Origin of the sequence: Eubacterium sp. CAG:156 (genome assembly GCF_000434315.1) — a bacterium.
Taxonomy (GTDB): Bacteria; Bacillota; Clostridia; order Lachnospirales; family Lachnospiraceae; genus Eubacterium_U; species Eubacterium_U album.
The window spans coordinates 1-23,909 of record NZ_FR878119.1; the positions used below are offsets into that span (position 1 = coordinate 1).

The following is a 23,909-nucleotide window of genomic DNA, read 5'->3' on the forward strand; positions in this document are numbered from 1 at the left end:
GAAACAACAAAGGCACCAGAAACAACAACTAAAACACCAGAAACAACAATTGATTCAGAATATCCACAGTGGAATAAAGATACAATTTACACAGGTGGAAACAGAGTTATATATAATGGAAAAGTATATCAGGCAAAATGGTGGACACTTGGAGATAATCCGGAAACATGTGGCCAGTGGGGTGTTTGGAAATATGTTGGTGATGCAACAGTAACACAGCCAACAACAAAGGCGCCAGAGACAACAACAAAGACAGTTGAGACAACAACTAAACAGGAAATAGTTTTAGATAAACCATTTGGATTAGTAGTAACTTCAACAGCAAATAACTCAATTACAGTTGTATGGGGCAGAGGCACAATTGATTTATATAATGTTTACATTGATGGAAAATTAGTATCAAATGCAGTAGCATGTGGCTCATACACATATACAGGTTATACAGCTGGAAGACATACAGTTGCGGTAACAACAACTTATAATGGAAAAGAGTCAGAAAAGACAGAAACTGTAGTAGATGTAAAAGGTCAGACAGAGACAACAACAAAGACAGTAGAGACAACAAAAGCACCTGAGACAGAAGCAACAACAGCTAAAAGTGAAGAAACAACTAAGGCTGCTTCAGGCTATCCTGAATGGGTAAATGGAAAAGTTTATGTAAAAGGTGATAAAGTGTCTTATAACGGAAATGTTTATGAAGCTCAGTGGTGGACAAATGGTGATAACCCTGAAACATGTGGCCAGTGGGGCGTTTGGAGATTGACAGACGGAACAACAACAAAACCGGCGGCAACAACAAAGCCTGTGGAAACAACAAAGACACCTGAAGTAACAACAAAAGCTCAGGAAGTAACAACATCAAAAGAAGAAGAAACAACTCAGGATAATAACTATACAGTTAACAAGAGTTTACCTGAACATATTGTTACAGGATATTGGCATAACTTTACAAATGGAGCTGCAAACTTAAAGTTAAGTGAAGTACCATCATACTATGATTTAATTTGTGTTTCATTTGCAGATTCAACATCAACACCTGGAGAAGTAACTTTTAGTGTAAATGGAGACTTAAGCAAGGCAGTTGGTGGATATACAGATGCACAGTTCATTCAGGATATTAAGACATTAAAGGAAAGAAATCAGCATGTAATTCTTTCTATTGGTGGTGCTGAAGGTACAATTTATATTACAAGTCAGGCAGCAGCAGATAATTTTGCAAACAGTTTAATTAAAGTAATTGAACAGTTTGGATTTGAAGGTGTAGACATTGACCTTGAAGGTGGAGCAGTAGCAGGAACGGAATATATTGCAGGAGCACTTAGAAAGGTTCATAACCATTTCGGCGACGAATTTATTATTACAATGGCACCTGAAACATATTATATGCAGAGTCCAACATCTAATTACTTTAAGTTAGCATTAGATATTAAAGATATTTTAACAGTAGTTAATATGCAGTATTACAATTCAGGTAGCATGGTTGGATACGGTGGAGGAGTTTATAGCTGTGGTTCAGTTGATTTCCTTACATCACTTGCAACATTGCTTATTGAAAACGGATTAAGACCAGATCAGGTCGGAATTGGTGTTCCATCCTCAGCACCGGCTGCAGGAAGTGGTCTTGTATCTACAAATACATTAACATCAGCTCTTAATTGTTTAACAAAAGGAATGGCAAGTGGTGGAAGCTTTATGCCGCCTAAGACATATCCTTCATTAAGAGGTGTAATGACATGGTCAATTAACTGGGATGCATCTAATGGATACGCTTGGGGAAGCGCAATGGATAAGGCAATAGATACATTACCAAAAACAAAATAAAGGTATTAAATGTAGCTGGGGAGCTATAAAATATTGGGGTTTAAAGTAAGCCGTTTAAGTGAGAAATCACTTAGACGGCTTTTTCGATTTTTATGGCTGATTTCTTAATGCTAATTAAAAAAAGAAAATATTGTACAAATCATGCTTTAAAAAGAAACCAGATAATAGATTTAATATGCCGATTATAAAAAGTAATAATTTAAAATAATGTTTATATAGAAAATTTGAAAAATATATAAAATATAATTGACTACATAACTAAAATGTGATATTATTCTGAGTACCGAACAAATAACATAATATATGTATAATAACATTGCACACAATATGTATCAAAAATTGAACGATGAAAAGAGTGTTGAATAAATAATAATTAGTAGTTATAAGGCTTTTATCATCGCACTTAGGAAGAAACATAGCTGTGTAGTTCTTACCCGAAGCGTATAATATGTGATTATTTGGAATAAAGTATAGGAGGTAAATTATGGACATTTTTTTACAGGAACATGGTAAAACAATTTTCATTGCAGTATGCATTTTGCTGTTAGTGGGTGTTGCTTATGTTGTGGGACCGATTATATCAGATGCGATTAAGGGAATTGTAAACAGTTATGCAGGTTCTGTAACTTTTAACAGTGTAGCAGGAAAGATTAGTTAATTATAGGCGAAAGGGGAATACAGTTGAGAAAATTGTCATTGCCGGATAGGGCATTTGGAAAGTTATTACCATTTATTTATGACGATAACATTACGGACATCAATTATAGTCGTGAATTATGGGTGAATGATTTAAATAAGGGAAGGTATAAGATTGAGGGATTTACGTTAGATGAATTGTTTATACAACAGTTTTATACAAAAATAAGTAATTTAATGAATGTTCAATTTAATCAAAACAATCCATTATTAGAAGCGGAAACTGAAAATTTAAGAATTTCGATTTTGCATGATTCAGTTACAAATACAGGAATCAGTATAAGTATTAGAAAAACTCCTGCTGTAAGAAGAATAAGCAGGGAAAGTATTTTAGAAAGTGATTATTGTCCGGAAGTATTGGATATTTTTATGGAAAACGCCATCAAGGCACACTGCACTGTGATTGTTGGAGGGTTACCGGGAGTGGGTAAAACAGAATATGTAAAATATTTAACAAGTTATATTCCGGACTATGAAAGGGTGTATACAATTGAGGATAATCTTGAATTAAGATATTCGTCAATTAATCCGCAGAAAGATTGTGTGGAAATTAAGGTAAGTGATAATTTTGGATATGCTGATGCACTAAAGGCAAGTAAACGACAATTACCAACATGGGTTTTGCTTGCGGAGGCAAGAGGAGAGGAAGTTAAGTATCTTTTGGAAAATATTTCGGCAGGAGTACATTGTATAACGACAATTCACTTGGATGATGCAGGTAAAATACCCGATCGCTTAAGAAACATGGGACAGTCAGTTTATGAAAATGATGTTTATTCGTTTATTGATATTGGAATACAATTGCAGTCGGTAGTAAAACAGGGAGAGAAAATTTCGAGAAAAATAACACAAATTATTTGTTTGTCAAGATATGAGGATAGAAATGAAAAGACAATGATATATGAAGATGGAAGAATATTATGTAGAAAACTTCCACCTGAATTGATGAGAAAATTCAGAATGGCAGGTATTACAGATCCTTTTAAGAAAAGTGAAAATTAGGAGATAAATGAAAAAAGTAAAATATTTTAGAAAATACATATGTATTATAGCTATAGTTGTAGGAATAGCATTTGCGTATAAGTTAGAACTTCCAATAGTGATTGCTATAGGTGTAATAACAACGTTACTTATGCCTATGCTATATAAAGAAGAAAAAAAGAAAAGCTATTATAAGAAAAAATTTGAAGACTTAATAAGCTATATGGAGCAGATGTGCTATTCGTTTAAGAAAAGTGGAAAAATCAGACCATCTCTTATAGATGCACAAAAAATAAGTGATGGTGAGATGAAGGAAATAATTGAAGAAGTTATTGTAAATATTGATTCTAAAATGAATGAAGATATTTATGAGCAGGCACTTAAAATTCTCGAAGAAGAATATTATTGTAAAAGACTTATTTCACTTCATGAATTTATTATAAAAATAGAAAAACAAGGTGGAGAATTTGAAGAATATATAAATATTATTCTTAGCGATATAAAAGAGTGGAGTGATAGAACGGAACTTTTTAGAAGAGATATAGATAGGATAAGAAGAAACGTTCTTATATCAATTGGAGCTACACTGTTAACATGTGGATTTATGGCTTATCTTATACCAAAAGAATATTCATTTACAGGAAATATAGTATATCAGATAAGTTCGATGATTATTATTTTGATAATGCTTGTCATTTATATTTTTGTTTATAAGAAACTAAATATTGACTGGTTGAAAGAGGAGAGTTTTCTTAATCCTGAAATGGTAGATAAGTATTATGACTTAATTATGAAAAGCCAGAATGAAAAAATAAAATTTATGGACAAGTTGTCAATTAATAAAGTCAAAAAGAGAATGAGACGGGAAATATCGAAAGTATTTCCTGATTGGTTAAGGCAGGTAGCGTTGAATTTGCAACAGCAGACAGTACAGTCTTCAATAGAAAATTCATATGATGATGCGCCATATATTTTAAAAAGACCAATACGACATTTATTAATTGATTTTGAAGAATATCCAATAGGGATAGAACCTTATGATAATTTTCTTCAAGAACTCGATATGCCTGAAATACAGTCATCATTAAAAATGTTTTATTGCATAAATGAGTTAAGTAAAGAAGAAACTTATAAGCAGACAAATGCAATTATAGATAGAAATAATAAGATGTTAAAGCAGGCGGAAGAAATGAAAAATAAAGACAGAATTGGATTAGCAGGGACTTTGTCAGCAGGACCAATGATGGTAGGAGTTGTAAAGATAATTATTGATATGGTGCTTATGATTTTAGTATTTACGTCCGCATTGGGAAATGTAATGAATGGAGGATGAAAATGAAATTATTATTATCTGAATTAGGTCAGACTTTGATTTATGGAATATTATTTTTATTCATTGTTGCGGGATTTTACCATGTGTTACAGCAGGTTACATAGTTTTATGAGAGTAAAAATAATATGAAAATAAGTTTTTGATTTATAAAAATAGTAAAAGTCGAACCTTATATTATAAAAAGAACAAATGGAAGAATAGAGTAATTTGGGATAAAAGGAAGGTAGAGAATGGAGAATTTATTAGAAGAACATGGCGAGATAATTATAAGTGGAATTATTTCGGTAATATTAATAATTTTGTCTATTGCAATTATGTATACTGCAGCGGGAATGAATGTAGATTTTTTTACAAAACTGGTAGGAGGATAACGCATGGAAGTATTTTTAAGCGAACATGGACAAACTATTCAATATGCGGTAATTGGTGTAATTATTGTTGCACTTATTAGCATTATAACAAATACAAGTATTAAAAAAATAATGCCTACATACAACTGTGAAGGAAGTAATACTAACAGAGAGTTTTCGGAAGAATACAAAAAGAAATGCCCTATTATTGTAGGTGACGATGTTATATATGTTACATATTTAGATAAAAGTTTTGATGTGACAAATCAAATTAGTGCAAGGGATTATGATGGAAAAGATATAACAGATAAATTGAAAATATATGGAGATGTAGATGTGTTTCACAGAGGTGTATATAACATTAAATGTATTGTAAGAGGTGAAAGTGGCATTAAAAGTATTAGGAATATGAATGTTGTAGTGGAATAAGCAATGGTAATACAGAGTGGCTTGGAAATAAAAAGTCAATGTTAAATTAGAGGAGGGAAAAGATGAAACTGGCAATAGAAATGTTTTCTATAGTTATAGTAGTAACAATAGCCTGTATAGTTTTTTCGTCGTATATAAGCACGGAAAATCAAAATGTAAAAGCGAGGGATTTTTATAATGTAGCAGTTAATCGTATAGAGGATAGTAATTGCGATGCACAAGTTATCAAACAATGTAAAGAAGAAGCCGGTGAAAAAGGATATATGTTGGTTACAGAAGATAATTCATTATCAGAAAATGAACTAAGTTGTTATGTTAGTATGGAATATAATATAACGTTTCCAATTTATCAAATGTTTGGAGAAAACAAGAGTAAAAAAGTTGTGATTGAGGGGTATGCAAGATGATTGGAAAATGGAGTGTAGTAATAGAAAAAAATATTTTGAAAGTATGCGTTGTGCTTGCTTTTTGCTGTATGGTTCTTTTGCAAAACAATGTTTATGGCGCGACTACAGAAAATGGAAGTAGAAGTAATCCGTATCTTGTGCAAACAGAAAGTAAATTAAAAAATATATTTAGCAATAACAAAAAAACAAGCGTAGTATATATTGCCATAGTTGGTAATATAAAAATTAAAGATGGAATAAAAGTAACTCAAGGAAGATATATGCTTTATTCATCAGGTGGTGAAAGAACTATTAGTAGAAGTAAAGACATAAGCGATGATGTAAATAAATCAGATAAATATTGTTTTAAAATCTCAGATGGAGCGGAAGTTCATTTTGGCGATGGAATGGGTGGATATAAGTTATATCTTGATGGAAAAAAGAATCAAATTTCTTTTGCAACAAAAGGGTTTATAAAAGTTGATGACAGTTCAACAGGAACGATTGGAAATGCATGTGTAGTAAAAAATGTTACTAATTATAATGGCGAGACGGAAGCAGGAGCGGTTAGAAGCACAGGAACATTGAATGTATATGGAATTATTCATGACTGTGATGGAGTAAAAGGCGGAGGAATTACCATTAAAGGCGGAGTGTGCAATATATGGCCCGGAGCACAAATATATAAATGTTTTACTCTAAGTCAGGGTGGTGGAGTATATGTTGGAAATTATTCAGAATTAAGGATATATGATGGTGAAATTTTTGAAAATGAAGCATTAGAAGAAGGCGGAGGAATTTACATAGGTGGTTCTTCGCATTTATTAATGACTGCCGGAATAATACATAATAACAAATCAGGTGAGGAAGGTGGAGGCATATTTGGAACAGGATTAGGAACAATTGTAAATATAAATGATGGATGGATATATGGCAATGATGCCGGAGCCAGTGCCGGAGGCGTATTCTCAGGATATCAGGCAGGTCTTATTCTTGGGTCAGGCAGTACTGCACCGACAATTAGTGGAAACGAATCAAGAGGAAGTGGTGGTGGAGTAAGATGTAATGGTGGTGTAGGGTATGGACATGGAGGATGCACCGTTATATATAATGCAAGGATTATAGGAAACAAATCAGGAAATTTAGGAGGAGGAGTAGCCTGCGGGGATGATTCAAAAATAACTATCGAAGCAGTAAATATATTTAGCAACTCAAGCGTTCATAATGCGGGAGGATTATCCATAGGGAAGAATGTTGAGGATATAAATGGCGGAGCCATAAAACTTTATAATAGCATAATAGGTGAAAATGGAGCTACTGATAAAGGTGGTGGAATATGTATGGATTCTTCTGTTTTGATTAGAAACACTTCAATAAATAACAATTCTTCACAAAACGGAGGAGGACTTTATATTGGTAATACAGCTACGGTTCATATGTGGATGGAAAGTTACATAAATAATAATTATGCCTATAATAATGGTGGCGGTGTATATATAGGTGAAAAGGCCGGCTTTTTATTAACAGATAATAACATATATCAAAATAATTGTGATAAAAACGGAACAGGTGTGTATGTAAGAGGAAAGTTTCAAATGTTTAGTATAGCAAGTGTAGATGAAAGTAATGAAGTATATCTTACCAGAAATACATACATATCAATAATAGACAGATTGTTAAAACCTAGCGGGTATGTTGCAGTTATAAGGACAACATTAACTGATGCGGGAACAATAATTGCACAGGTTGAATATAGTACAGATGCACAGAATGAATTATATTATGCAGGTGATGCAGTTGCAGAATCAAATAATCAAAATTGTGTAAAAAAGTTTTTGGTGCGAAATATTAGTGGAAACAAGCTTTTACGACCAACTAAATTTGTAAAAGCTTATGTGGATAATGAAATAATAATAAGTGAAAAATATGATGTTATATTTAATAAAAATACTTCTGAACAGGTTTCAGGAATGCCTGAAAATCAGATTAAATTTTGGCAGGAAGACATAATAATAAGCGGTGTTACAATCAGAAGAAATGGATATCATACAGTAGAAAATAAACATTGGAATTTTCAAAGTGACGGCAATGGAGAAACTATAAAACCCGGTGGAATATTGTATGTAAATGGAAATCAAATATTGTATGCCCAGTGGGAAAAAGAAAAGATTATAAATTTATTTATAAATGCTACGGATAGATATTACGTAGTTAATCAAAATATAAAACTGGATATGAATGAGTTAGTTAAGAAAGTAAAAGTTACTGATGATACATATTCAAATAAAAAATATCCTATATACATAAAAAACATAATTGATGTATCAGGTAAAAATTATTATGAAAGAGGAAAGAATAAAGAATGTGAAGATGTAAATAATTCAGATATTGTATTAACTGAGAAGTTTATGAACACAGAGTCTGTTGCAGCATTTATAGTGACGGTTTGTTCGAATGCCGGAGATGATAGTTCTTATGCAGAAAAGAAATTTGGTGTTTATATTATAAATAATAATGACTATAATCCTATGGTTAGATTTGTTTCAAAGGAATATATGGATACGTTAAATAAAAATTCTAAATGGAATCTTTCTATGCGGAACAGGCTAGAAGAAAGACTTAATAAAAAAGAAGGACAGGGAATGAAAAAGTATAAAATGTCAAAAGAAATGGTGAATGAAATTAAGAAAAACAGATGATGGCTAAATAATTACAGGAACCTTGGAGAGGGTATAAAAACTACTACTATAAAATTATGAGGAAAACAGATGAAGCAAATTTCAATAGTGATTGGATTAATTGTATCAGTTATGATTGTAAGTATGACTATTATGGCGTTAGAAGAAAATAGTTCAAGAGAAACAGAACTAAACAGAGCAGTCGCAGCGGCTGTAAAGCAGACAGTAAAAGCAAGTTGTGGTAAGAATAAAGAAATTAACAGTAATGACGATATGATAAATTTTTGTATGAATAATATTGCATATAATGTCAGTGGCACATCAGATTATGAAATAGAAGTCATGTCTGTTGATTACAAAGAAGGAATGTTGGATATAATAGTTACAGAAAAATATACAAATGTAGTGGGAAAAGAAAAAAAGATTACTATAAGAAAAGCTGCAATTTATGGATAAAATAAGTTGCAATAAAAGAGATAATAAACATTTTCTTTTTCAGAGTTGTAGAAATAGAAATGTTACAATGATATGATAATAACGAAAATAAATGACATTTTGTTAGGTTGAAAGGAATGTAGATAATATGAGAGATTATGTTATTGTAACAGATTCAGCAAGTGATTTGCCAAAAGAAATTTTAAAGGAATATGATATTCCTTGCCTCCCTTTATATTATAGTATAGACGGAGTGATATACGGAGATGAAAAAAACATTGAGCCGCATGAATTCTTTGAACTCATGAGAAAAGGTGCGATGCCTACAACGATGGGATGCAATCCGGAATATGCAACAGAGATGTTTAGAAGTATTTTGAATCAGGGAAAAGACATATTGCACATTGCTTTTTCATCTGCATTAAGTGTTAGTTATAATTCAGCACGAATTGCAGCAGAGGACTTAAAAGAAGAATTTCCGGATAGTAATATTGTTGTTATTGATTCAAAGGCTGCATCTTTAGGTCAGGGGCTTTTAGTATATAAAGCAGCAACTCTGAAAAAAGAAGGTAAAAGTTTAGAAGAAGTAAAGACCTGGATTGAAGAAAATTTAAATCATATGTGCCATTACTTTACTGTAGATGATTTATTCCATTTACATAGAGGTGGAAGAGTGTCAAAAACAACTGCAGTTGTAGGAACTTTAATACATGTAAAACCTGTACTTCATGTAACAAATGAAGGAGAATTAAAACCATTCCAGAATGTTCGTGGAAGAAAGAAAGCATTACAGAGTCTGGTTGATTCCATGAAAAAAGAAGGCGCAGGTTATGAAAATAAAGTAGCCTTTATTGTACATGGTGATTGTATAGAAGATGCCAATAAAGTAGCTGATAAAATAAAAGAAGAATGTGGAGTAGAAAAAGTAATCATAGGAATGCTAAGTCCTACGATTGGAACTCATGCAGGACCAGGAACAGTTGGTTTGTTCTTTATAGGAGAAAATAAATAAAAAATTTATTAATTGAAGTGATACCAAGATAAATACAGAGATGAAAATTACAAAAAGAATCTGTACCAGATTTTATGACTTTGGTATTGCATATATATTGTATACTATACACTAACAGCCAGGCTTCCAAAAAGTCTGGCTGTTAGTGTATAATTAACAAATATAAAATTAATATATATCTTATAAATTAGATAGTTATGATATGTGTGAAATTAATCCAATTTTATACTAACTTCTCCGGAAGAAAGAAGTTTTTCAGTTCCGTCTTCAAATCTGACAAGAAGATGACATTCATCGTCAATTGAAATTGCCTGGGCAGGCTTGTTACCATCTTTGTCAATAACAGTAATATTTTTTCCTAATAATATAGAGCGGTCAATATATTCTTTAAGGTAACTCTTTGATTCAAATGAATTGTAAAAGCCCATAAAGTAATTTAAGACATGAGCTAATAATTTGCTACGCTTGTTAATGGAATCGCTTTCTTTGTCAAATATAGCTGTAGCAACTTTGTCGATTTCTTCAGGAAATCCACCTTCAGGAAAACAAACATTAATACCGATTCCGACAATTGCATAGTTAAGTTTGCCTGTTTCCATATTAAAAGTAGCTTCAGTTAATATTCCACATACTTTTTTGTTATCTACAAAAACATCGTTGACCCATTTTATTTTTGCCTTTTTATCGGAAACATCTTCAATTGCCTTAGCAACTGCAACTGCTGCACTTGTAGTTAAAAAAAGTGAATCGCTGGCAGGAATATCAGGACGAAGTAGTATACTAAAATAAATTCCTGTACCTGCAGGTGAAACAAATTTTCTTCCCATACGACCACGACCTAAAGTCTGCTCACTGGCTACGAGGACAGTTCCTTCTTTTGCACCATCTTCAGCCATTTCTTTTAAAACAGTATTAGTTGAAGAAATTGTGTCATACACATGGATATCTAAATTATATTTTAAAAACTCACCAACACTGTGCTTACTTAAAATATCATTTGATTGTTCAAGACAATAACCTTTATTTGTAGCAGCCAAAATCTTGTACCCTTCATTTTCTAAAGATTTGATTGCCTTCCAAATAGAATTTCTGCTAACGTTTAATTCTTTTGCAAGAGTAGCTCCTGAAAAATACCTTCCTTTATTTGCTTCAAGCATATGTAAAACTTCATCTTTAACGCTCATAATATTCCTCCTAATGCTTCTATAAGTATAACAAATATGAATAAAATATCAAATGAAGCCTGAAAATAAAATAAGAATTAAAATCAGATAAAAAATTTATTACTATATAAAATTAGATAAAAAAATTTATTGTTAATGAAGAAAAAATTTAAATGTGTTAGAATATAGAACGAGTATATCAGTTGAATAGATTTTTAGTTGAAGTTGATAATATATTAAGATAACACGGTGAATAGTATAAAATGATGGCATATTTACGTTAGAGTGAATGGTGAGTGATAAAATATAAGACATTTTTGACCGAACATCTTAAAAAAGAAGAATATTGTGGAAAGGAAAAGTTAATGGCAGTAAAAGATATTAAAGAATATGAAATTATAAAACAATATTATATGGAGGACTTAAATTCACAGGCTTATTTATTAAAGCACAAAAAGACAGGAGCAAGAATTGCGTTATTATCAAATGATGATAATAATAAAGTTTTTAATATTGGTTTTAGAACACCGGTAAATGACGATACAGGAGTACCACATATAATAGAACACACAGTCCTTTGCGGTTCAAATAAATTTCCGGTAAAAGACCCATTTATTGAACTTGTAAAGGGTTCACTTAATACATTTTTAAATGCAATGACATATCCGGACAAGACTGTGTATCCGCTTGCAAGTTGTAATGAAAAAGATTTTCAAAATATAATGGATGTTTATTTGGATGCAGTATTTAATCCACAAATATATAATCATCAGGAGATTTTTAAGCAGGAAGGATGGCATTACGAGTTAGAATCACCGGAAGATGAGTTGAAAATAAATGGTGTAGTTTATAACGAAATGAAGGGAGCATTTTCATCAGTAGCAGGAGTTCTTGACAGACAGGTATTACATTCACTTTTTCCGGATACAACATACGGTTTTGAGTCAGGTGGAGATCCGATATCAATACCTGATTTAACTTACGAGGAATATTTGGATTTTCACAGAAAATATTATCATCCGTCAAATAGCTTTATATATTTGTACGGAGATATGGATATGGAAGAAAAACTACGTTTTATAGATAAGGAATATTTGAGCAAATATGATACATTAGAAATAGATTCTGAAATAAAAATGCAGAAACCATTTGATAAACCGGCAGAGGTTGAAAGTTACTACCCTATATCAGATGGTGAATCAGAAGAAGACAATACTATTTTGTCATGGAATGTAGTTTTAGACACAACACTTAATAAAGAAGATATATTAGCATTTCAGGTACTTGATTATGTACTTATGACAATGCCGGGCGCAGTTTTAAAACAAAAGATTATAGATGCAGGCATAGGAAAGAACGTAGAAAGCACATATGAGTCAGGAATTTTACAACCATATTGGTCTATAGTAGCTAAATATGCAAATTATGAAGATAAGGATAAATTCAAGTCGATAATAAAAAGTGGATTAGAAGAAATAGTACAAAATGGTATTGAAAAAGAAAGCCTTATTGCTACAATAAATAATTTGGAATTTAAATATCGTGAAAGTGATTTCGGACGTTGGCCAAGAGGATTAATGATTGGCCTTCAGATGTATGAAAGTTGGATTTACGATGAAAATCAGCCATTTATATATGTAGAATGCAATGAAACATACGCATTTTTAAAGAAAATGGTTGAGACGGATTATTTTGAAAAATTAATTGAAAAGTATGTTCTAAACAGCAAAATTGAATCAACAGTAGTGCTTAAGCCAAAAAAAGGTCTTGTGGCAGAAACTGAAAAAGAATTAGCTGATAAGTTAGCTGAAAAAAAGTCAACTTTTTCAAATAGTGAAATTAATAAGTTAGTTGCAGATACAAAGGCATTAAAGAAGTATCAGGAAGAACCATCGCCGGAAGAAGACCTAAAGAAAATACCGATGTTGGAAATAAGTGATATTGACCCTGAACCAAGACCTATAAAGTCTCAGATAAGAGAAATTAATGGAATACCTACGGTTTATTATGACTGTTTTACTAACGGAATAGGTTATGCAATATTGTCATTTGACTGTAAAAATATACCTACGGAACTTTTACCATACATTGGTTTACTGAAAAATACTGCCGGATATATGAATACGGAAAACTATAATTACACTCAGCTTGCAAATGAAATAAATAAAAATATTGGTGGAATATATGTTGATGCAACATTATATCCGGATGCAATTGAAAAGAATAAGTTCGAACATCGAATTGAAGTTAATTTTAAGTCGATGATAAGCAGAATGGATAAGGCATTTGAAATTGCAAAAGAAGTTATGCTTACTACAAAATTTGATGACTATAAGAGATTAAAAGAAATTATCGATGAAATAAAAGCAAGACTTCAGAATACACTTATGGAAAGTGGAGATTCTGCTGCAGCACTTAGAGCAGGCTCATATTTCTCAGAGACGATGTATAGAAGGGAAAATTATGCTGGAATTACATTTTACAAATTTATTGAAGATATAGCCAACAATTTTGAAAATGTAAAAGAGGAAGTAGCAGCAAAATTAAAATTGCTTACAGAGTATGTTTTTAGAAAAGAAAATCTTGTTATCAGTTATGTATGCAAGGATGATGAATATGACAGTTTACCGGGATTAGTGGAAGATATGACAGATTCATTATATGACAAAGAACCTGACAGTAGTATATTGAGTAGCGATAAAGTGGAAAAATTTGCAAAGAATGTATTAAATGAAGGATTTAAAACATCAAGTCAGGTGCAATATGTAGTAAGAGCAGGACAATTTGATACAGACAAATATCCATATACAGGAACTTTATCAGTACTTAAAACTATTTTAGTTTATGAATATTTGTGGAATAACGTAAGAGTAAAAGGTGGCGCGTATGGCTGTAGCAACTTCTTTACAAAACAGGGTGTTGCAATGTTTACATCTTACAGAGACCCTAAATTAAAAGAAACAAATGAAATCTATGAAAATGTTGTGGATTACATCAATAATTTTAATGCCGGTGACAGAGATATGCGCAAATTTATTATCGGAACTATAAGTGAATACGACCAGCCACGCACACCGTGTAGCGAAGGTGGAAGATTGTTAACATTGTATTTTAACCATAATACTTTTGAAAATCTTAAAAAAGAAAGAAGTCAGGTGTTAAGTACTACAACAAATGCAATCAGAAACTGTGGAAGCCTTGTTGCAGATGCACTTAAAGAATATTATGTTTGCGTTATTGGAAACGAAGGAAGAATAGAAGAAAACAAAGATATGTTTAAAAATATCTACAATTTATTTGAAAATAAAAATTAAAAAATAAATACAAATATAAATGAAAAATAAATGCAAATCAGATGATAGAATGTAAATAAAGTATAAAACAAAAGTTTGGAAATGGAGAACAAATGGAAAATAAAGAGTACAAATCAGGATTTGTTGCATTAATAGGAAGACCGAATGTTGGAAAATCTACATTAATGAACAAAATAATAGGACAGAAAATTGCTATTACATCAAATAAGCCGCAGACAACGAGAAATAAGATTCAGACAGTATATACATGTGATCAAGGACAAATTATATTTCTTGATACACCGGGTATTCATAAGGCAAAAAATAAATTAGGTGAATATATGGTAAATGTGGCTGAAAAAACATTAAAAGAAGTAGATGTTATTTTGTGGCTTGTTGAACCTAGTACATTTATTGGGGCAGGTGAACAGCATATTGCCGAACAGCTTAAAGACATAAATGTACCTGTAATTCTTGTAATTAATAAAATAGATACTGTTAAAAAAGAAGAAATTTTGGTATTTATTGATGCGTACAGAAAAATTCTTGATTTTGCAGAAATAATTCCTGCATCAGCATTGAGAGATAAAAATGCTGATGAAATAGTAGAATCTATTTTTAAATATCTGCCACAGGGACCTCAGTATTATGATGAAGACACAGTAACTGACCAGCCAATGCGTCAGATTGTGGCTGAAATTATAAGAGAAAAGGCATTGCATGCTCTAAATGAAGAAATTCCGCATGGAATAGCTGTTACAATTGAAAAAATGAAAGAAAGAAAAAACGGCAAAATTACTGATATAGAAGCAACAATTATATGCGAAAGAGATTCTCATAAAGGCATAATTATCGGAAAACAGGGTAGTATGCTTAAAAAGATTGGAAGCAATGCAAGATATGAAATAGAACAAATGCTTGAAATGAAAGTTAATCTTCAGTTATGGGTAAAAGTTAGAAAAGAATGGAGAGACAGCGATTTGTTATTGAAGAATTACGGATATAATGAAAAGCAGCAGTAAAATACAATTTTTAAAAATATAAGAAATTTTTTTAATGTAAGAAATTTCTGCTATTAAAGCCGTGTCTATGCGGCTTTTAGCATTTATTAAATATTTAGTGATTTGAGTTAAGAAAGGAGAGGCACGATTATGGTTGAAACAGTAACAGCTATGGGAATTGTAATATCAGCAATGCCGATGGGTGAATATGATAAAAGAGTTGTGCTTCTTACAAAACAATTTGGAAAGATAACGGCTTTTGCAAGAGGGGCAAGACGACCTACAAGCCAGTTCCTTTCGGGAACGCAGCCTATGAGCTTTGGCGAATTTACCATGTATCGTGGAAGAAATTCATACACTATAACAAATGTAAAAGTGACAGAATATTTTGGCGGTGAAATGACCAACATTAATAAAATGTATATGGGAATGTATTTTCTTGAAATGGCGGACTACTATGGAAGGGAAAATATAGATGGAACAGAGACGTTAAAATTAATCTATCTTTCGCTTAAAGCACTGCAAAATGATTCTATTCCTGACAAATTGGTGAAAAATATATATGAACTTAAATCGCTTGTGATAAACGGGGAATATCCAAATGTGTTTACCTGTGTAAATTGTGGCAATAATAGTGAACTGGATTATTTTGATTTGAGAAAGAATGGCATGATTTGTTCTAAATGTCATGGAAATTTGTCAAAAGATAAATTAGTATCGCAATCGGCAGTGTATGCGCTTCAATACATAATTTCATCGCCACTTAACAAATTATATACATTTAATGTAAAAGATGATGTGTGGCAGGAAATAAATGGAATTATAGAAAGTTATTTGAAAGAACACATAGAAAAACAATTCAAAACTCTGGAATTTCTGGAAATTAGTTATTGAAAATAATGAGTATACAATGTAAAATTAGGTATTGCGAGGAGGAGCGGATATGCTTAAGAAAAAAATTATATCATTGCTTATGGTTATGACAATAGCTCTTACATTTGTCGGGTGTGACAATAAAGTTGGAGATATTGCTTTAGAAAAAGGCCAGACAGCAATTCATATTTCAAAAGATGGTAAAGTACAGTACGGAGTAGCAGAGTCATTCGATAAAGATTATTATGACAAGAAGGAACTTAAGAGTACTGTTGAAAATGAAGTCGATGAGTTTAATTCAGATAGTGATGCATCAGGAAAAGATGCACTTTCTTTAAAGTCAATGGATGTAAAGAAAGATGTTGCGACTATGATTATGGAATTTGCATCAACTACAGACTTTGGAACATATATTTTAAAATATAACAATCCTGATAAAGGAACTTTCTATATAGGTGACATAAGTGACAATGAAGATTGTGAAATTAAGGGGAAATTTTATGCCCCTGACAATAAGAAAAAATCAGTGTCAGAAGACAAGATTAGTGATTTAGATGATAATATTTTGATTGTTAATGAACAGATGAAAGTCCAGATTGAAGGAACAGTAAAATATGTGAGCGAAAACTGTAAAATCAGTGATGGCGTGGTAGAAACAGCGAAAACTGATGACGGAATAAGCTATATTGTATATACATTAAAATAATAATGATAATAAAAAGATGCCCTATGGATTGCTTAGTATTTCCTAACGTGGCATCATAAAAAATAAAAGGTGGAGAAGTATCATGGAAAAGACAATGGAAAAAATCGTTGCAGTTGCAAAAAGCAGAGGATTTGTATATCCGGGTTCAGAAATTTATGGTGGACTTGCGAATACATGGGATTATGGTAACCTTGGTGTAGAATTAAAGAATAATGTTAAAAAAGCATGGTGGAAGAAATTTATTCAGGAAAACCCATATAATGTAGGTGTTGACTGTGCTATTTTAATGAACCCTCAGACTTGGGTTGCATCAGGACATCTTGGTGGATTCTCAGACCCTCTTATGGATTGTAAAGAATGTCATGAAAGATTTAGAGCAGATAAACTTATTGAAGATTATATGGAAGAAAATGGAATTACAATAGAAGGTTCTGTTGATGCATGGTCACATGAAGAAATGGCTAACTACATAGAAGAAAAGAACATTGCATGTCCAACATGTGGTAAGCACAATTTTACAGAAATCCGTGAATTTAATCTTATGTTTAAGACATTCCAGGGTGTAACTGAAGATGCTAAAAATACAGTATATTTAAGACCTGAAACTGCACAGGGTATTTTTGTAAACTTTAAGAATGTACAGAGAACTTCAAGAAAGAAGATTCCATTTGGTATCGGTCAGGTTGGTAAATCATTTAGAAATGAAATCACACCTGGTAACTTTACATTCAGAACAAGAGAATTTGAACAGATGGAACTTGAATTCTTCTGCGAACCGGGAACAGACTTAGAATGGTTCCAGTATTGGAGAGGATTCTGCCGTGACTGGTTATTAAGTCTTGGAATTAAAGAAGATGAAATTAGATTAAGAGATCATTCACCTGAAGAATTATGTTTCTACTCAAAGGGAACAACAGATATTGAATTCTTATTCCCGTTTGGATGGGGTGAACTTTGGGGAATCGCTGATAGAACTGATTACGATTTAACTCAGCATCAGGAATTATCAAAGCAGGATTTATCATATTTTGATGATGAAAAGAAAGAAAGATATGTTCCATATGTTATTGAACCATCACTTGGTGCTGACAGAGTAACACTTGCATTCCTTTGTGCAGCATATGATGAAGAAAATATCGGAACAGAAGAAAAACCGGATATGAGAACAGTTATGCATTTCCATCCGGCTATCGCACCTGTTAAGATCGGTGTACTTCCATTATCAAAGAAGTTAAATGAAGGTGCAGAAAAGGTATTTGCAGAACTTAGCAAATTATATAACTGTGAATATGATGACAGAGGAGCAATAGGTAAGAGATATCGTCGTCAGGATGAAATCGGAACACCTTGGTGTGTTACTTATGATTTTGATTCAGAGGAAGATGGAGCAGTTACAGTTCGTGACCGTGACACTATGAAACAGGAAAGAATCAAGATTGAAGATTTAAAAGCATACTTTGAAGAAAAGATGGCATTTTAATTGGAATTGTCAGCATATAACATGCAAAAGTATGTAATACATATTTAAAAACAATTATCCTTAATGGATATAAAATATGATTTTAAATAATAACAGAGTTGAAATTCATATTGGATTTTAGCTCTGTTATTTTTTATTCTTTGCTAAAAAGTGAAAACTTAACTTATAATTAAAAAATAAATGCAATAAAAAATATGACCTCTTCGTTTAATAAGTATAAGACAATAAAGAAAACAAAGATTTTTAAGGAGGGTATCTATTATGAAATCAAAAGTATTATTATCAGGGGCAGTAGCCTTAGCTATGGCAACAGCAGTTATGGGACCTGTTGCAACCAAAAGTGTTAATGTGTATGCAGCAGAAACAACACAAAATCAACAGGCAACACAAAATCAGGAAACAACGAAGAACGTTGAGGCATCTAAAAATGTGTTAACCGGAAAATGTGGTGACAATGCAACGTATACATATGACAAAGACGCGAAAACAATTGTAGTTTCAGGAACAGGTGCAATGTGGGATGATATGGAAATACTTGGCAATTATGATTCTGTAAAAAGCATAACAATCGAAGATGGAATCACATGTGTTGGCGAAAATGCGTTTTCAACCTTAAGTGTAGAATCTATAAAGATTGGAAAAGATGTCCAAACAATAAAAAGAAAAGCATTCGGATTTGTTTGGGGCGAAGAAACAACAATAATACCTGCAAATGTAAAGACTATCGAGCAAAATGCATTTGCAACTATTAAAAACATTGAATTTATGGGAGATATTGATGGTTTTGAAAATGGAATCGTTGAAAGCAATACGGACGATATTAACAGTGTAATTTTGCATGGAACTGCAACAAAACTTGGTATGATATTTAAAAATTCACCAATATATAAAGTGATAATTGCACAGGACAATACAAAATCTACTTTTGATAAAGGATGTATATTGTCAGCAGACAAAACAAAATTGAATTATTACATAGGAACAAATGACAAAGTTGTTATTGCTGGTACAGTAGAAGAAATTGATGCAGGGGCTTTTAGAAAAAAATCAGTTAAAAGTGTAAAATTAGGTGAAAATGTTAAAAATATAGGTGAACAGGCTTTTTATAGAACATATGACCTTGCATCATTTGTTTCAAATAAAAAATTAGCATATATTGGAGACAAAGCGTTTGCAAACTCAACATTAAAGAAATTTGCTTTTGATACAAAACCAAAAATGGGAGAGAAAGTATTTTCTAGAAATTCGAGTATTACATATTCAAAAGGTCTGAAAAAGGCGGGTACATCAATTGAATTTGCAAAGTTGCGCAAAAAGAAATACACAATAAGATTTGCAAAAGTAAATGGAGCTACAGGATATGAAGTTAAGTTCAAAAGTGCAAAATACAAAAAAACATTTACGACCAAAAAGAATGTGTTTACTAAAGCAGTTTCAAAAAATGATGTAAATAAAATGGGCATCACGAATGGAATAGAAGAAGATGGAACATGGACAGCAGGTACTGTAATGGTAAGACCTTATAAAGTAGGTAAAAAGAAAAAAATCTATGGGAAATGGTCAACAAAAACATTAGTTTTATATTACGAATAACAGACTATGAAGTAGAATAGGCAATAAAACATAATAAGTATAAAAGCGTAATAAGCTAAAACATAATAAAAAGTAACAAAAAACAAAAAATAAGATAAAATATGATGCCTACGGATTGTTCCGTGCTGCGCACTATCACAATCCTACCCAATATTCGCATATCGCGGGAATCATCCCGCTTTTATGCTCATATTGGGTTTAGAAGCTCTTCAAAATATGATGCCTACGGATTGTTCCGTGCTGCGCACTATCACAATCCTACCCAATATTCGCATATCGCGGGAATCATCCCGCTTTTATGCTCATATTGGGGCGGGTCCCAAGGTCTTTCGCCCACTTATGAGCAAGCTCATGTGTGTGAAAGACCTTTTGACCCTGGCATCATAATAAATTACAATGTTATGTTAAAATTATTAATGTAGCCCTTATTTGCATAATCTATTATTCCAAAAATTTCACCGATTGCTCTTTCATATCCGGCAGGAGTTTTATACCAGTTTTCTTTAGTTGTGAAAGAGTCATTAACTGGGCATGGAATGATATTTATATCTTTAGAAAACATTTTGTCAACTAATAAAAGGCATCTTTTCATGTGGAATGTGGTGGTAATTAAAGCAATCTTGAGAGATGGATAATTTTCCTGACTTTTAATAATTCTATAAGCATTTTCTAAACTATCAATTGTTGAAGTGGAATTATATGCTGTGTAAATATTTAAAGAAGGTATTCCTGCTTTTACAGCATATATTTTCATGAGATCAGCCTCCTGATAAATTCCAGAGTCAGTAAGCATTTTGCCACCGGAAAAAATAAAATTTTTAACAAGTCCTTTATTATACAAAGCCACAGCCCTTGGCACACGATATTTAACAGCACTATAGCTACCCATAACGATTCCCATATCCGAATTGGTGTCTGAATATTCTATATTTTCAAAAAGCATTGAATTTATTAAATCCCTGGAAATATCTTTATATTGTAAATCGGAAATGTTCATGAATAATCCTCCAAATCTATGAGAGAAACATCAAAGTTTATATGTAAATATTCCCTTAATATAGTATATGAAATGAAGTGAAAAATGTAATATTGATTATATAAAAAGAGTAAACGACAAATTGCATTCGAACCATTGACAATTTGAATAAATTGTAATGAAAATAAATTTGAAAAATGATAATATTATAGTTAAATAAAAACAAAATAATGAAACGAAAGAAAACAAACAAAAAAGGAGTGCAACTAATGAGAAAGAAAATAGCTGTAATACTTTGTGCATTAGGTGTTACATTGGCATTTATTGGATGTGGTAAGGAGCAAAAGGAAGTAAAGACAACGGAAACAAATGTAAAAACGACAGCTGAGCAGACAACTATAGAGGAAACGACCGAACAGGAAACATTTAGATATTCAGTAAAATATGAAGCTGTAATTGACACATCTGACCTTACAGATCAGGAAACGTCTGATATGATTTCAAATTTGCGAAACATTGCACAGGAAAATAATATGAAGATAGGCTTGGGACAGGCAAGATATCAGGAATTAGTATTGGAGATTACCTGTTTTTATAATGATGAATCCATAACAGTTAATGAAGTAAAAGAAAAGCTATTGTCAGGGTTAACTATTAAGTCGATTCAATAAATTTATATCTACAATAAATTAGATAATGTGATAAAATAGTGTTATCGATAACATTATCAAATGAACGAATTAATTAGAAAACAATTAGGAGAGAACAATGGCAATAACAATTAAAGACATTGCAAAAGCTACAGGTGTATCGACAATGACCGTTTCGCGCTTTCTCAATGAACCGGAAAAATTAAAACCATCAACTTATGAGAAAGTAAAAAAGGCAGTAGACGAAATGGGATATGAACCTAATCAGGTTGCCAGACTTTTGCAGACAAACAAAACAAACATTATATGTGTATATATTGCAAATGGAATTGACCCTCTGCATCCTTTTACACTAAGAGCAATTTCAGGAATCGGAGAAAAGTTAGGACTTGAAGGCTATTCAATGCAGATATGTAGACATGATTACAAAAAAGTTAAATGTGATGGCGTAATAGCCATGGGTATGACTGAGCGTGAAGAAGATGAAGTGATGAAGTGGTTTAAGGATAAGCCTGTAATTGTATTTGGAAATAGTAGTTACAAGAATAACTGGATAGACATAGACAATTATAAAGGTGGATATATGGCCACAGAACATCTTCTTAAACGTGGTTATAAGAAAATTGCAAATATTGGAATAAGAAGTGAAGAAAAATACACGCAGGACAGATTAAATGGATATATGGATTGTATGAGAGACTACCATATGGATATACCACAATCGGGAATAATGAGAGTGTGTAATAATGAAGACGATGGATATTTGGCAGCTTCAAGAATTTTGAAAAATGCAGATGTTGATGCGATAGTTTGTGCCAGTGATGCTTTAGCACTTGGAGTAATGAGATGTGCCGTTAAGATGGAAATAAATGTTCCTAATGAACTTGGCGTTACAGGATTTGATGGATTAGGATATGAAAAATTAGTAACACCTCATATCACAACGGTAGAACAACCTGTATATGCATCAGGAATAGCTTTGGCAGAATGTATTGTCAATATATTGCGAAATAATGACTATTCAGAAACCGAAAAATTTATTAAACCTATTTTGAATATTAATGGATCAACAAAATAATGTGTGTCGTATGAAGTTTAGTAAGATTTGATGAGTTTTAGTGATTTTTTGTGGTAACATATGGCAAATGAACTTGACTATCAAATGCCTTATGTTATAATGTTTTATAGGGATTTTTGCCCAATTTTTGTGCGCAAAAATACCGATATTAGAAAATATGAGTTGGTTAAAGAGAGCCATTCTCCACAACTCATAAAATAAATACTAAAGTTTTAGGAGGAAAAATTAATGGCAAACAAATGGGTATACCTTTTTAGCGAAGGTAACGCAAACATGCGTGAACTTCTTGGTGGAAAAGGTGCTAACCTTGCAGAAATGACAGGTTTAGGACTTCCAGTACCTCAGGGATTCACTATTACAACAGAAGCTTGTACTCAGTACTATGAGGACGGTAGAGAAATTAACGAAGAAATTCAGGGACAGATTAACGAGTATATCGTAAAGATGGAAGAAATCACAGGAAAGAAATTCGGTGATAAGGAAAATCCATTACTTGTTTCTGTTCGTTCAGGAGCTAGAGCTTCTATGCCAGGTATGATGGATACAATTCTTAACCTTGGTCTTAACGAAACAGTAGTTAACGCAATTGCTGAAAAGTCAGGAAATGCCCGTTGGGCATGGGACTGCTACAGAAGATTCATCCAGATGTATTCTGACGTAGTTATGGAAGTTGGTAAGAAGTATTTTGAAGAACTTATCGACAAGATGAAAGCTGACAGAGGTGTTAAGCAGGACGTTGAACTTACAGCTGATGACTTAAAGGAATTAGCAGCACAGTTCAAGGCTGAATATAAAGAAAAAATCGGAGAAGACTTCCCAGATGATCCTAAGGAACAGTTAATGGGAGCTATCAAAGCCGTATTTAGATCATGGGATAACCCACGTGCTAACGTTTACCGTCGTGACAACGATATCCCTTATTCATGGGGAACAGCTGTTAACGTACAGTCAATGGCATTTGGTAACATGGGTGAT

The 23,909-nt window shown here is 32.2% G+C and carries 21 protein-coding genes; 19 read left to right on the plus strand and 2 right to left on the minus strand.

Annotated elements, in window-relative coordinates; all coding sequences use genetic code 11:
- From ABMA45_RS00885 to ABMA45_RS00930, 10 genes are all read left to right on the plus strand, one after another.
- Positions 1-1,821 (plus strand): carbohydrate-binding protein (locus ABMA45_RS00885; RefSeq protein ID WP_348029866.1); only part of this gene is annotated, 1,821 nt, incomplete at its 5' end.
- 484 nt (positions 1,822-2,305) lie between these two features.
- A complete protein-coding gene (locus tag ABMA45_RS00890; protein ID WP_022088000.1) occupies positions 2,306-2,479 on the plus strand; it encodes a hypothetical protein in 174 nt (57 codons plus the stop codon).
- A 23-nt stretch (positions 2,480-2,502) separates the two neighbouring features.
- Positions 2,503-3,519, plus strand: a complete 1,017-nt coding sequence (locus tag ABMA45_RS00895) for an ATPase, T2SS/T4P/T4SS family (protein WP_022088001.1) — start codon at positions 2,503-2,505, stop codon at positions 3,517-3,519.
- Between the two features lie 7 nt (positions 3,520-3,526).
- Entirely contained in the window at positions 3,527-4,831 is a 1,305-nt protein-coding gene (locus ABMA45_RS00900) for a hypothetical protein (protein ID WP_022088002.1), read from the plus strand.
- 230 nt (positions 4,832-5,061) lie between these two features.
- Positions 5,062-5,202, plus strand: a complete 141-nt coding sequence (locus ABMA45_RS00905) for a hypothetical protein (RefSeq protein WP_022088004.1) — start codon at positions 5,062-5,064, stop codon at positions 5,200-5,202.
- 3 nt (positions 5,203-5,205) lie between these two features.
- Positions 5,206-5,610 carry a hypothetical protein gene (locus ABMA45_RS00910; protein WP_022088005.1) on the plus strand — a complete coding sequence of 135 codons (405 nt, stop codon included), beginning with the start codon at positions 5,206-5,208 and terminating at the stop codon, positions 5,608-5,610.
- A gap of 62 nt (positions 5,611-5,672) precedes the next feature.
- Entirely contained in the window at positions 5,673-6,017 is a 345-nt protein-coding gene (locus ABMA45_RS00915) for a hypothetical protein (protein ID WP_022088006.1), read from the plus strand.
- Positions 6,014-8,695, plus strand: coding sequence for a hypothetical protein (locus ABMA45_RS00920; protein WP_022088007.1), 2,682 nt, complete (start codon positions 6,014-6,016; stop codon positions 8,693-8,695). Before ABMA45_RS00915 ends, ABMA45_RS00920 begins: the two co-directional genes overlap by 4 nt.
- Positions 8,696-8,764: 69 nt before the next feature.
- Entirely contained in the window at positions 8,765-9,130 is a 366-nt protein-coding gene (locus tag ABMA45_RS00925) for a hypothetical protein (RefSeq protein ID WP_022088008.1), read from the plus strand.
- A 127-nt stretch (positions 9,131-9,257) separates the two neighbouring features.
- Positions 9,258-10,121 (plus strand): DegV family protein, encoded by an 864-nt coding sequence (locus tag ABMA45_RS00930; RefSeq protein WP_022088009.1) that lies wholly within the window; start codon positions 9,258-9,260, stop codon positions 10,119-10,121.
- Between the two features lie 212 nt (positions 10,122-10,333).
- Here the strand turns inward: ABMA45_RS00930 and ABMA45_RS00935 are convergent, their stop codons facing one another.
- Positions 10,334-11,305, minus strand: coding sequence for a biotin--[acetyl-CoA-carboxylase] ligase (locus ABMA45_RS00935; RefSeq protein ID WP_022088010.1), 972 nt, complete (start codon positions 11,303-11,305; stop codon positions 10,334-10,336).
- A gap of 344 nt (positions 11,306-11,649) precedes the next feature.
- Here ABMA45_RS00935 and ABMA45_RS00940 point away from each other — a divergent pair, with 344 nt between their 5' ends.
- The 6 genes from ABMA45_RS00940 to ABMA45_RS00965 all read left to right on the plus strand — a co-directional run bounded on the left by ABMA45_RS00940 (position 11,650) and on the right by ABMA45_RS00965 (position 20,230).
- Positions 11,650-14,598 (plus strand): insulinase family protein, encoded by a 2,949-nt coding sequence (locus tag ABMA45_RS00940; protein WP_347996355.1) that lies wholly within the window; start codon positions 11,650-11,652, stop codon positions 14,596-14,598.
- 92 nt (positions 14,599-14,690) lie between these two features.
- Entirely contained in the window at positions 14,691-15,599 is a 909-nt protein-coding gene (gene era, locus ABMA45_RS00945) for a GTPase Era (protein WP_022088012.1), read from the plus strand.
- Between the two features lie 129 nt (positions 15,600-15,728).
- Entirely contained in the window at positions 15,729-16,472 is a 744-nt protein-coding gene (recO, locus tag ABMA45_RS00950) for a DNA repair protein RecO (protein ID WP_022088013.1), read from the plus strand.
- Between the two features lie 49 nt (positions 16,473-16,521).
- A complete protein-coding gene (locus ABMA45_RS00955; protein WP_022088014.1) occupies positions 16,522-17,157 on the plus strand; it encodes a hypothetical protein in 636 nt (211 codons plus the stop codon).
- Between the two features lie 82 nt (positions 17,158-17,239).
- Positions 17,240-18,637, plus strand: a complete 1,398-nt coding sequence (locus ABMA45_RS00960) for a glycine--tRNA ligase (RefSeq protein ID WP_022088015.1) — start codon at positions 17,240-17,242, stop codon at positions 18,635-18,637.
- 261 nt (positions 18,638-18,898) lie between these two features.
- Positions 18,899-20,230 (plus strand): leucine-rich repeat protein, encoded by a 1,332-nt coding sequence (locus ABMA45_RS00965; protein ID WP_022088016.1) that lies wholly within the window; start codon positions 18,899-18,901, stop codon positions 20,228-20,230.
- A 391-nt stretch (positions 20,231-20,621) separates the two neighbouring features.
- Here the strand turns inward: ABMA45_RS00965 and ABMA45_RS00970 are convergent, their stop codons facing one another.
- A complete protein-coding gene (locus tag ABMA45_RS00970; RefSeq protein ID WP_022088017.1) occupies positions 20,622-21,227 on the minus strand; it encodes a YdcF family protein in 606 nt (201 codons plus the stop codon).
- Positions 21,228-21,475: 248 nt separating this feature from the next.
- Between ABMA45_RS00970 and ABMA45_RS00975 the strand changes: the two genes are divergently transcribed.
- The 3 genes from ABMA45_RS00975 to ABMA45_RS00985 form a co-directional block, all read left to right on the plus strand.
- A complete protein-coding gene (locus ABMA45_RS00975; protein ID WP_022088018.1) occupies positions 21,476-21,877 on the plus strand; it encodes a hypothetical protein in 402 nt (133 codons plus the stop codon).
- Positions 21,878-21,974: 97 nt separating this feature from the next.
- Positions 21,975-22,934, plus strand: a complete 960-nt coding sequence (locus ABMA45_RS00980; protein WP_022088019.1) for a LacI family DNA-binding transcriptional regulator — start codon at positions 21,975-21,977, stop codon at positions 22,932-22,934.
- Positions 22,935-23,162: 228 nt separating this feature from the next.
- The coding region (locus tag ABMA45_RS00985; protein ID WP_348029870.1) for a PEP/pyruvate-binding domain-containing protein at positions 23,163-23,909 on the plus strand (747 nt) is incomplete at its 3' end.

What these genes read in the sequence shown, in the direction of transcription:
- ABMA45_RS00890 (WP_022088000.1), top strand. Translation starts at nt 2,306, where the DNA reads ATGGACATTTTTTTACAGGAACATGGTAAAACAATTTTCATTGCAGTA.
- era (WP_022088012.1), top strand. Translation starts at nt 14,691, where the DNA reads ATGGAAAATAAAGAGTACAAATCAGGATTTGTTGCATTAATAGGAAGA.
- ABMA45_RS00965 (WP_022088016.1), top strand. Translation starts at nt 18,899, where the DNA reads ATGAAATCAAAAGTATTATTATCAGGGGCAGTAGCCTTAGCTATGGCA.
- ABMA45_RS00910 (WP_022088005.1), top strand. Translation starts at nt 5,206, where the DNA reads ATGGAAGTATTTTTAAGCGAACATGGACAAACTATTCAATATGCGGTA.
- ABMA45_RS00905 (WP_022088004.1), top strand. Translation starts at nt 5,062, where the DNA reads ATGGAGAATTTATTAGAAGAACATGGCGAGATAATTATAAGTGGAATT.
- ABMA45_RS00980 (WP_022088019.1), top strand. Translation starts at nt 21,975, where the DNA reads ATGGCAATAACAATTAAAGACATTGCAAAAGCTACAGGTGTATCGACA.
- ABMA45_RS00955 (WP_022088014.1), top strand. Translation starts at nt 16,522, where the DNA reads ATGCTTAAGAAAAAAATTATATCATTGCTTATGGTTATGACAATAGCT.
- ABMA45_RS00900 (WP_022088002.1), top strand. Translation starts at nt 3,527, where the DNA reads ATGAAAAAAGTAAAATATTTTAGAAAATACATATGTATTATAGCTATA.
- ABMA45_RS00935 (WP_022088010.1), bottom strand. Translation starts at nt 11,305, where the DNA reads ATGAGCGTTAAAGATGAAGTTTTACATATGCTTGAAGCAAATAAAGGA.
- ABMA45_RS00975 (WP_022088018.1), top strand. Translation starts at nt 21,476, where the DNA reads ATGAGAAAGAAAATAGCTGTAATACTTTGTGCATTAGGTGTTACATTG.
- ABMA45_RS00930 (WP_022088009.1), top strand. Translation starts at nt 9,258, where the DNA reads ATGAGAGATTATGTTATTGTAACAGATTCAGCAAGTGATTTGCCAAAA.
- ABMA45_RS00940 (WP_347996355.1), top strand. Translation starts at nt 11,650, where the DNA reads ATGGCAGTAAAAGATATTAAAGAATATGAAATTATAAAACAATATTAT.
- ABMA45_RS00920 (WP_022088007.1), top strand. Translation starts at nt 6,014, where the DNA reads ATGATTGGAAAATGGAGTGTAGTAATAGAAAAAAATATTTTGAAAGTA.
- ABMA45_RS00915 (WP_022088006.1), top strand. Translation starts at nt 5,673, where the DNA reads ATGAAACTGGCAATAGAAATGTTTTCTATAGTTATAGTAGTAACAATA.
- ABMA45_RS00960 (WP_022088015.1), top strand. Translation starts at nt 17,240, where the DNA reads ATGGAAAAGACAATGGAAAAAATCGTTGCAGTTGCAAAAAGCAGAGGA.
- ABMA45_RS00970 (WP_022088017.1), bottom strand. Translation starts at nt 21,227, where the DNA reads ATGAACATTTCCGATTTACAATATAAAGATATTTCCAGGGATTTAATA.
- ABMA45_RS00925 (WP_022088008.1), top strand. Translation starts at nt 8,765, where the DNA reads ATGAAGCAAATTTCAATAGTGATTGGATTAATTGTATCAGTTATGATT.
- recO (WP_022088013.1), top strand. Translation starts at nt 15,729, where the DNA reads ATGGTTGAAACAGTAACAGCTATGGGAATTGTAATATCAGCAATGCCG.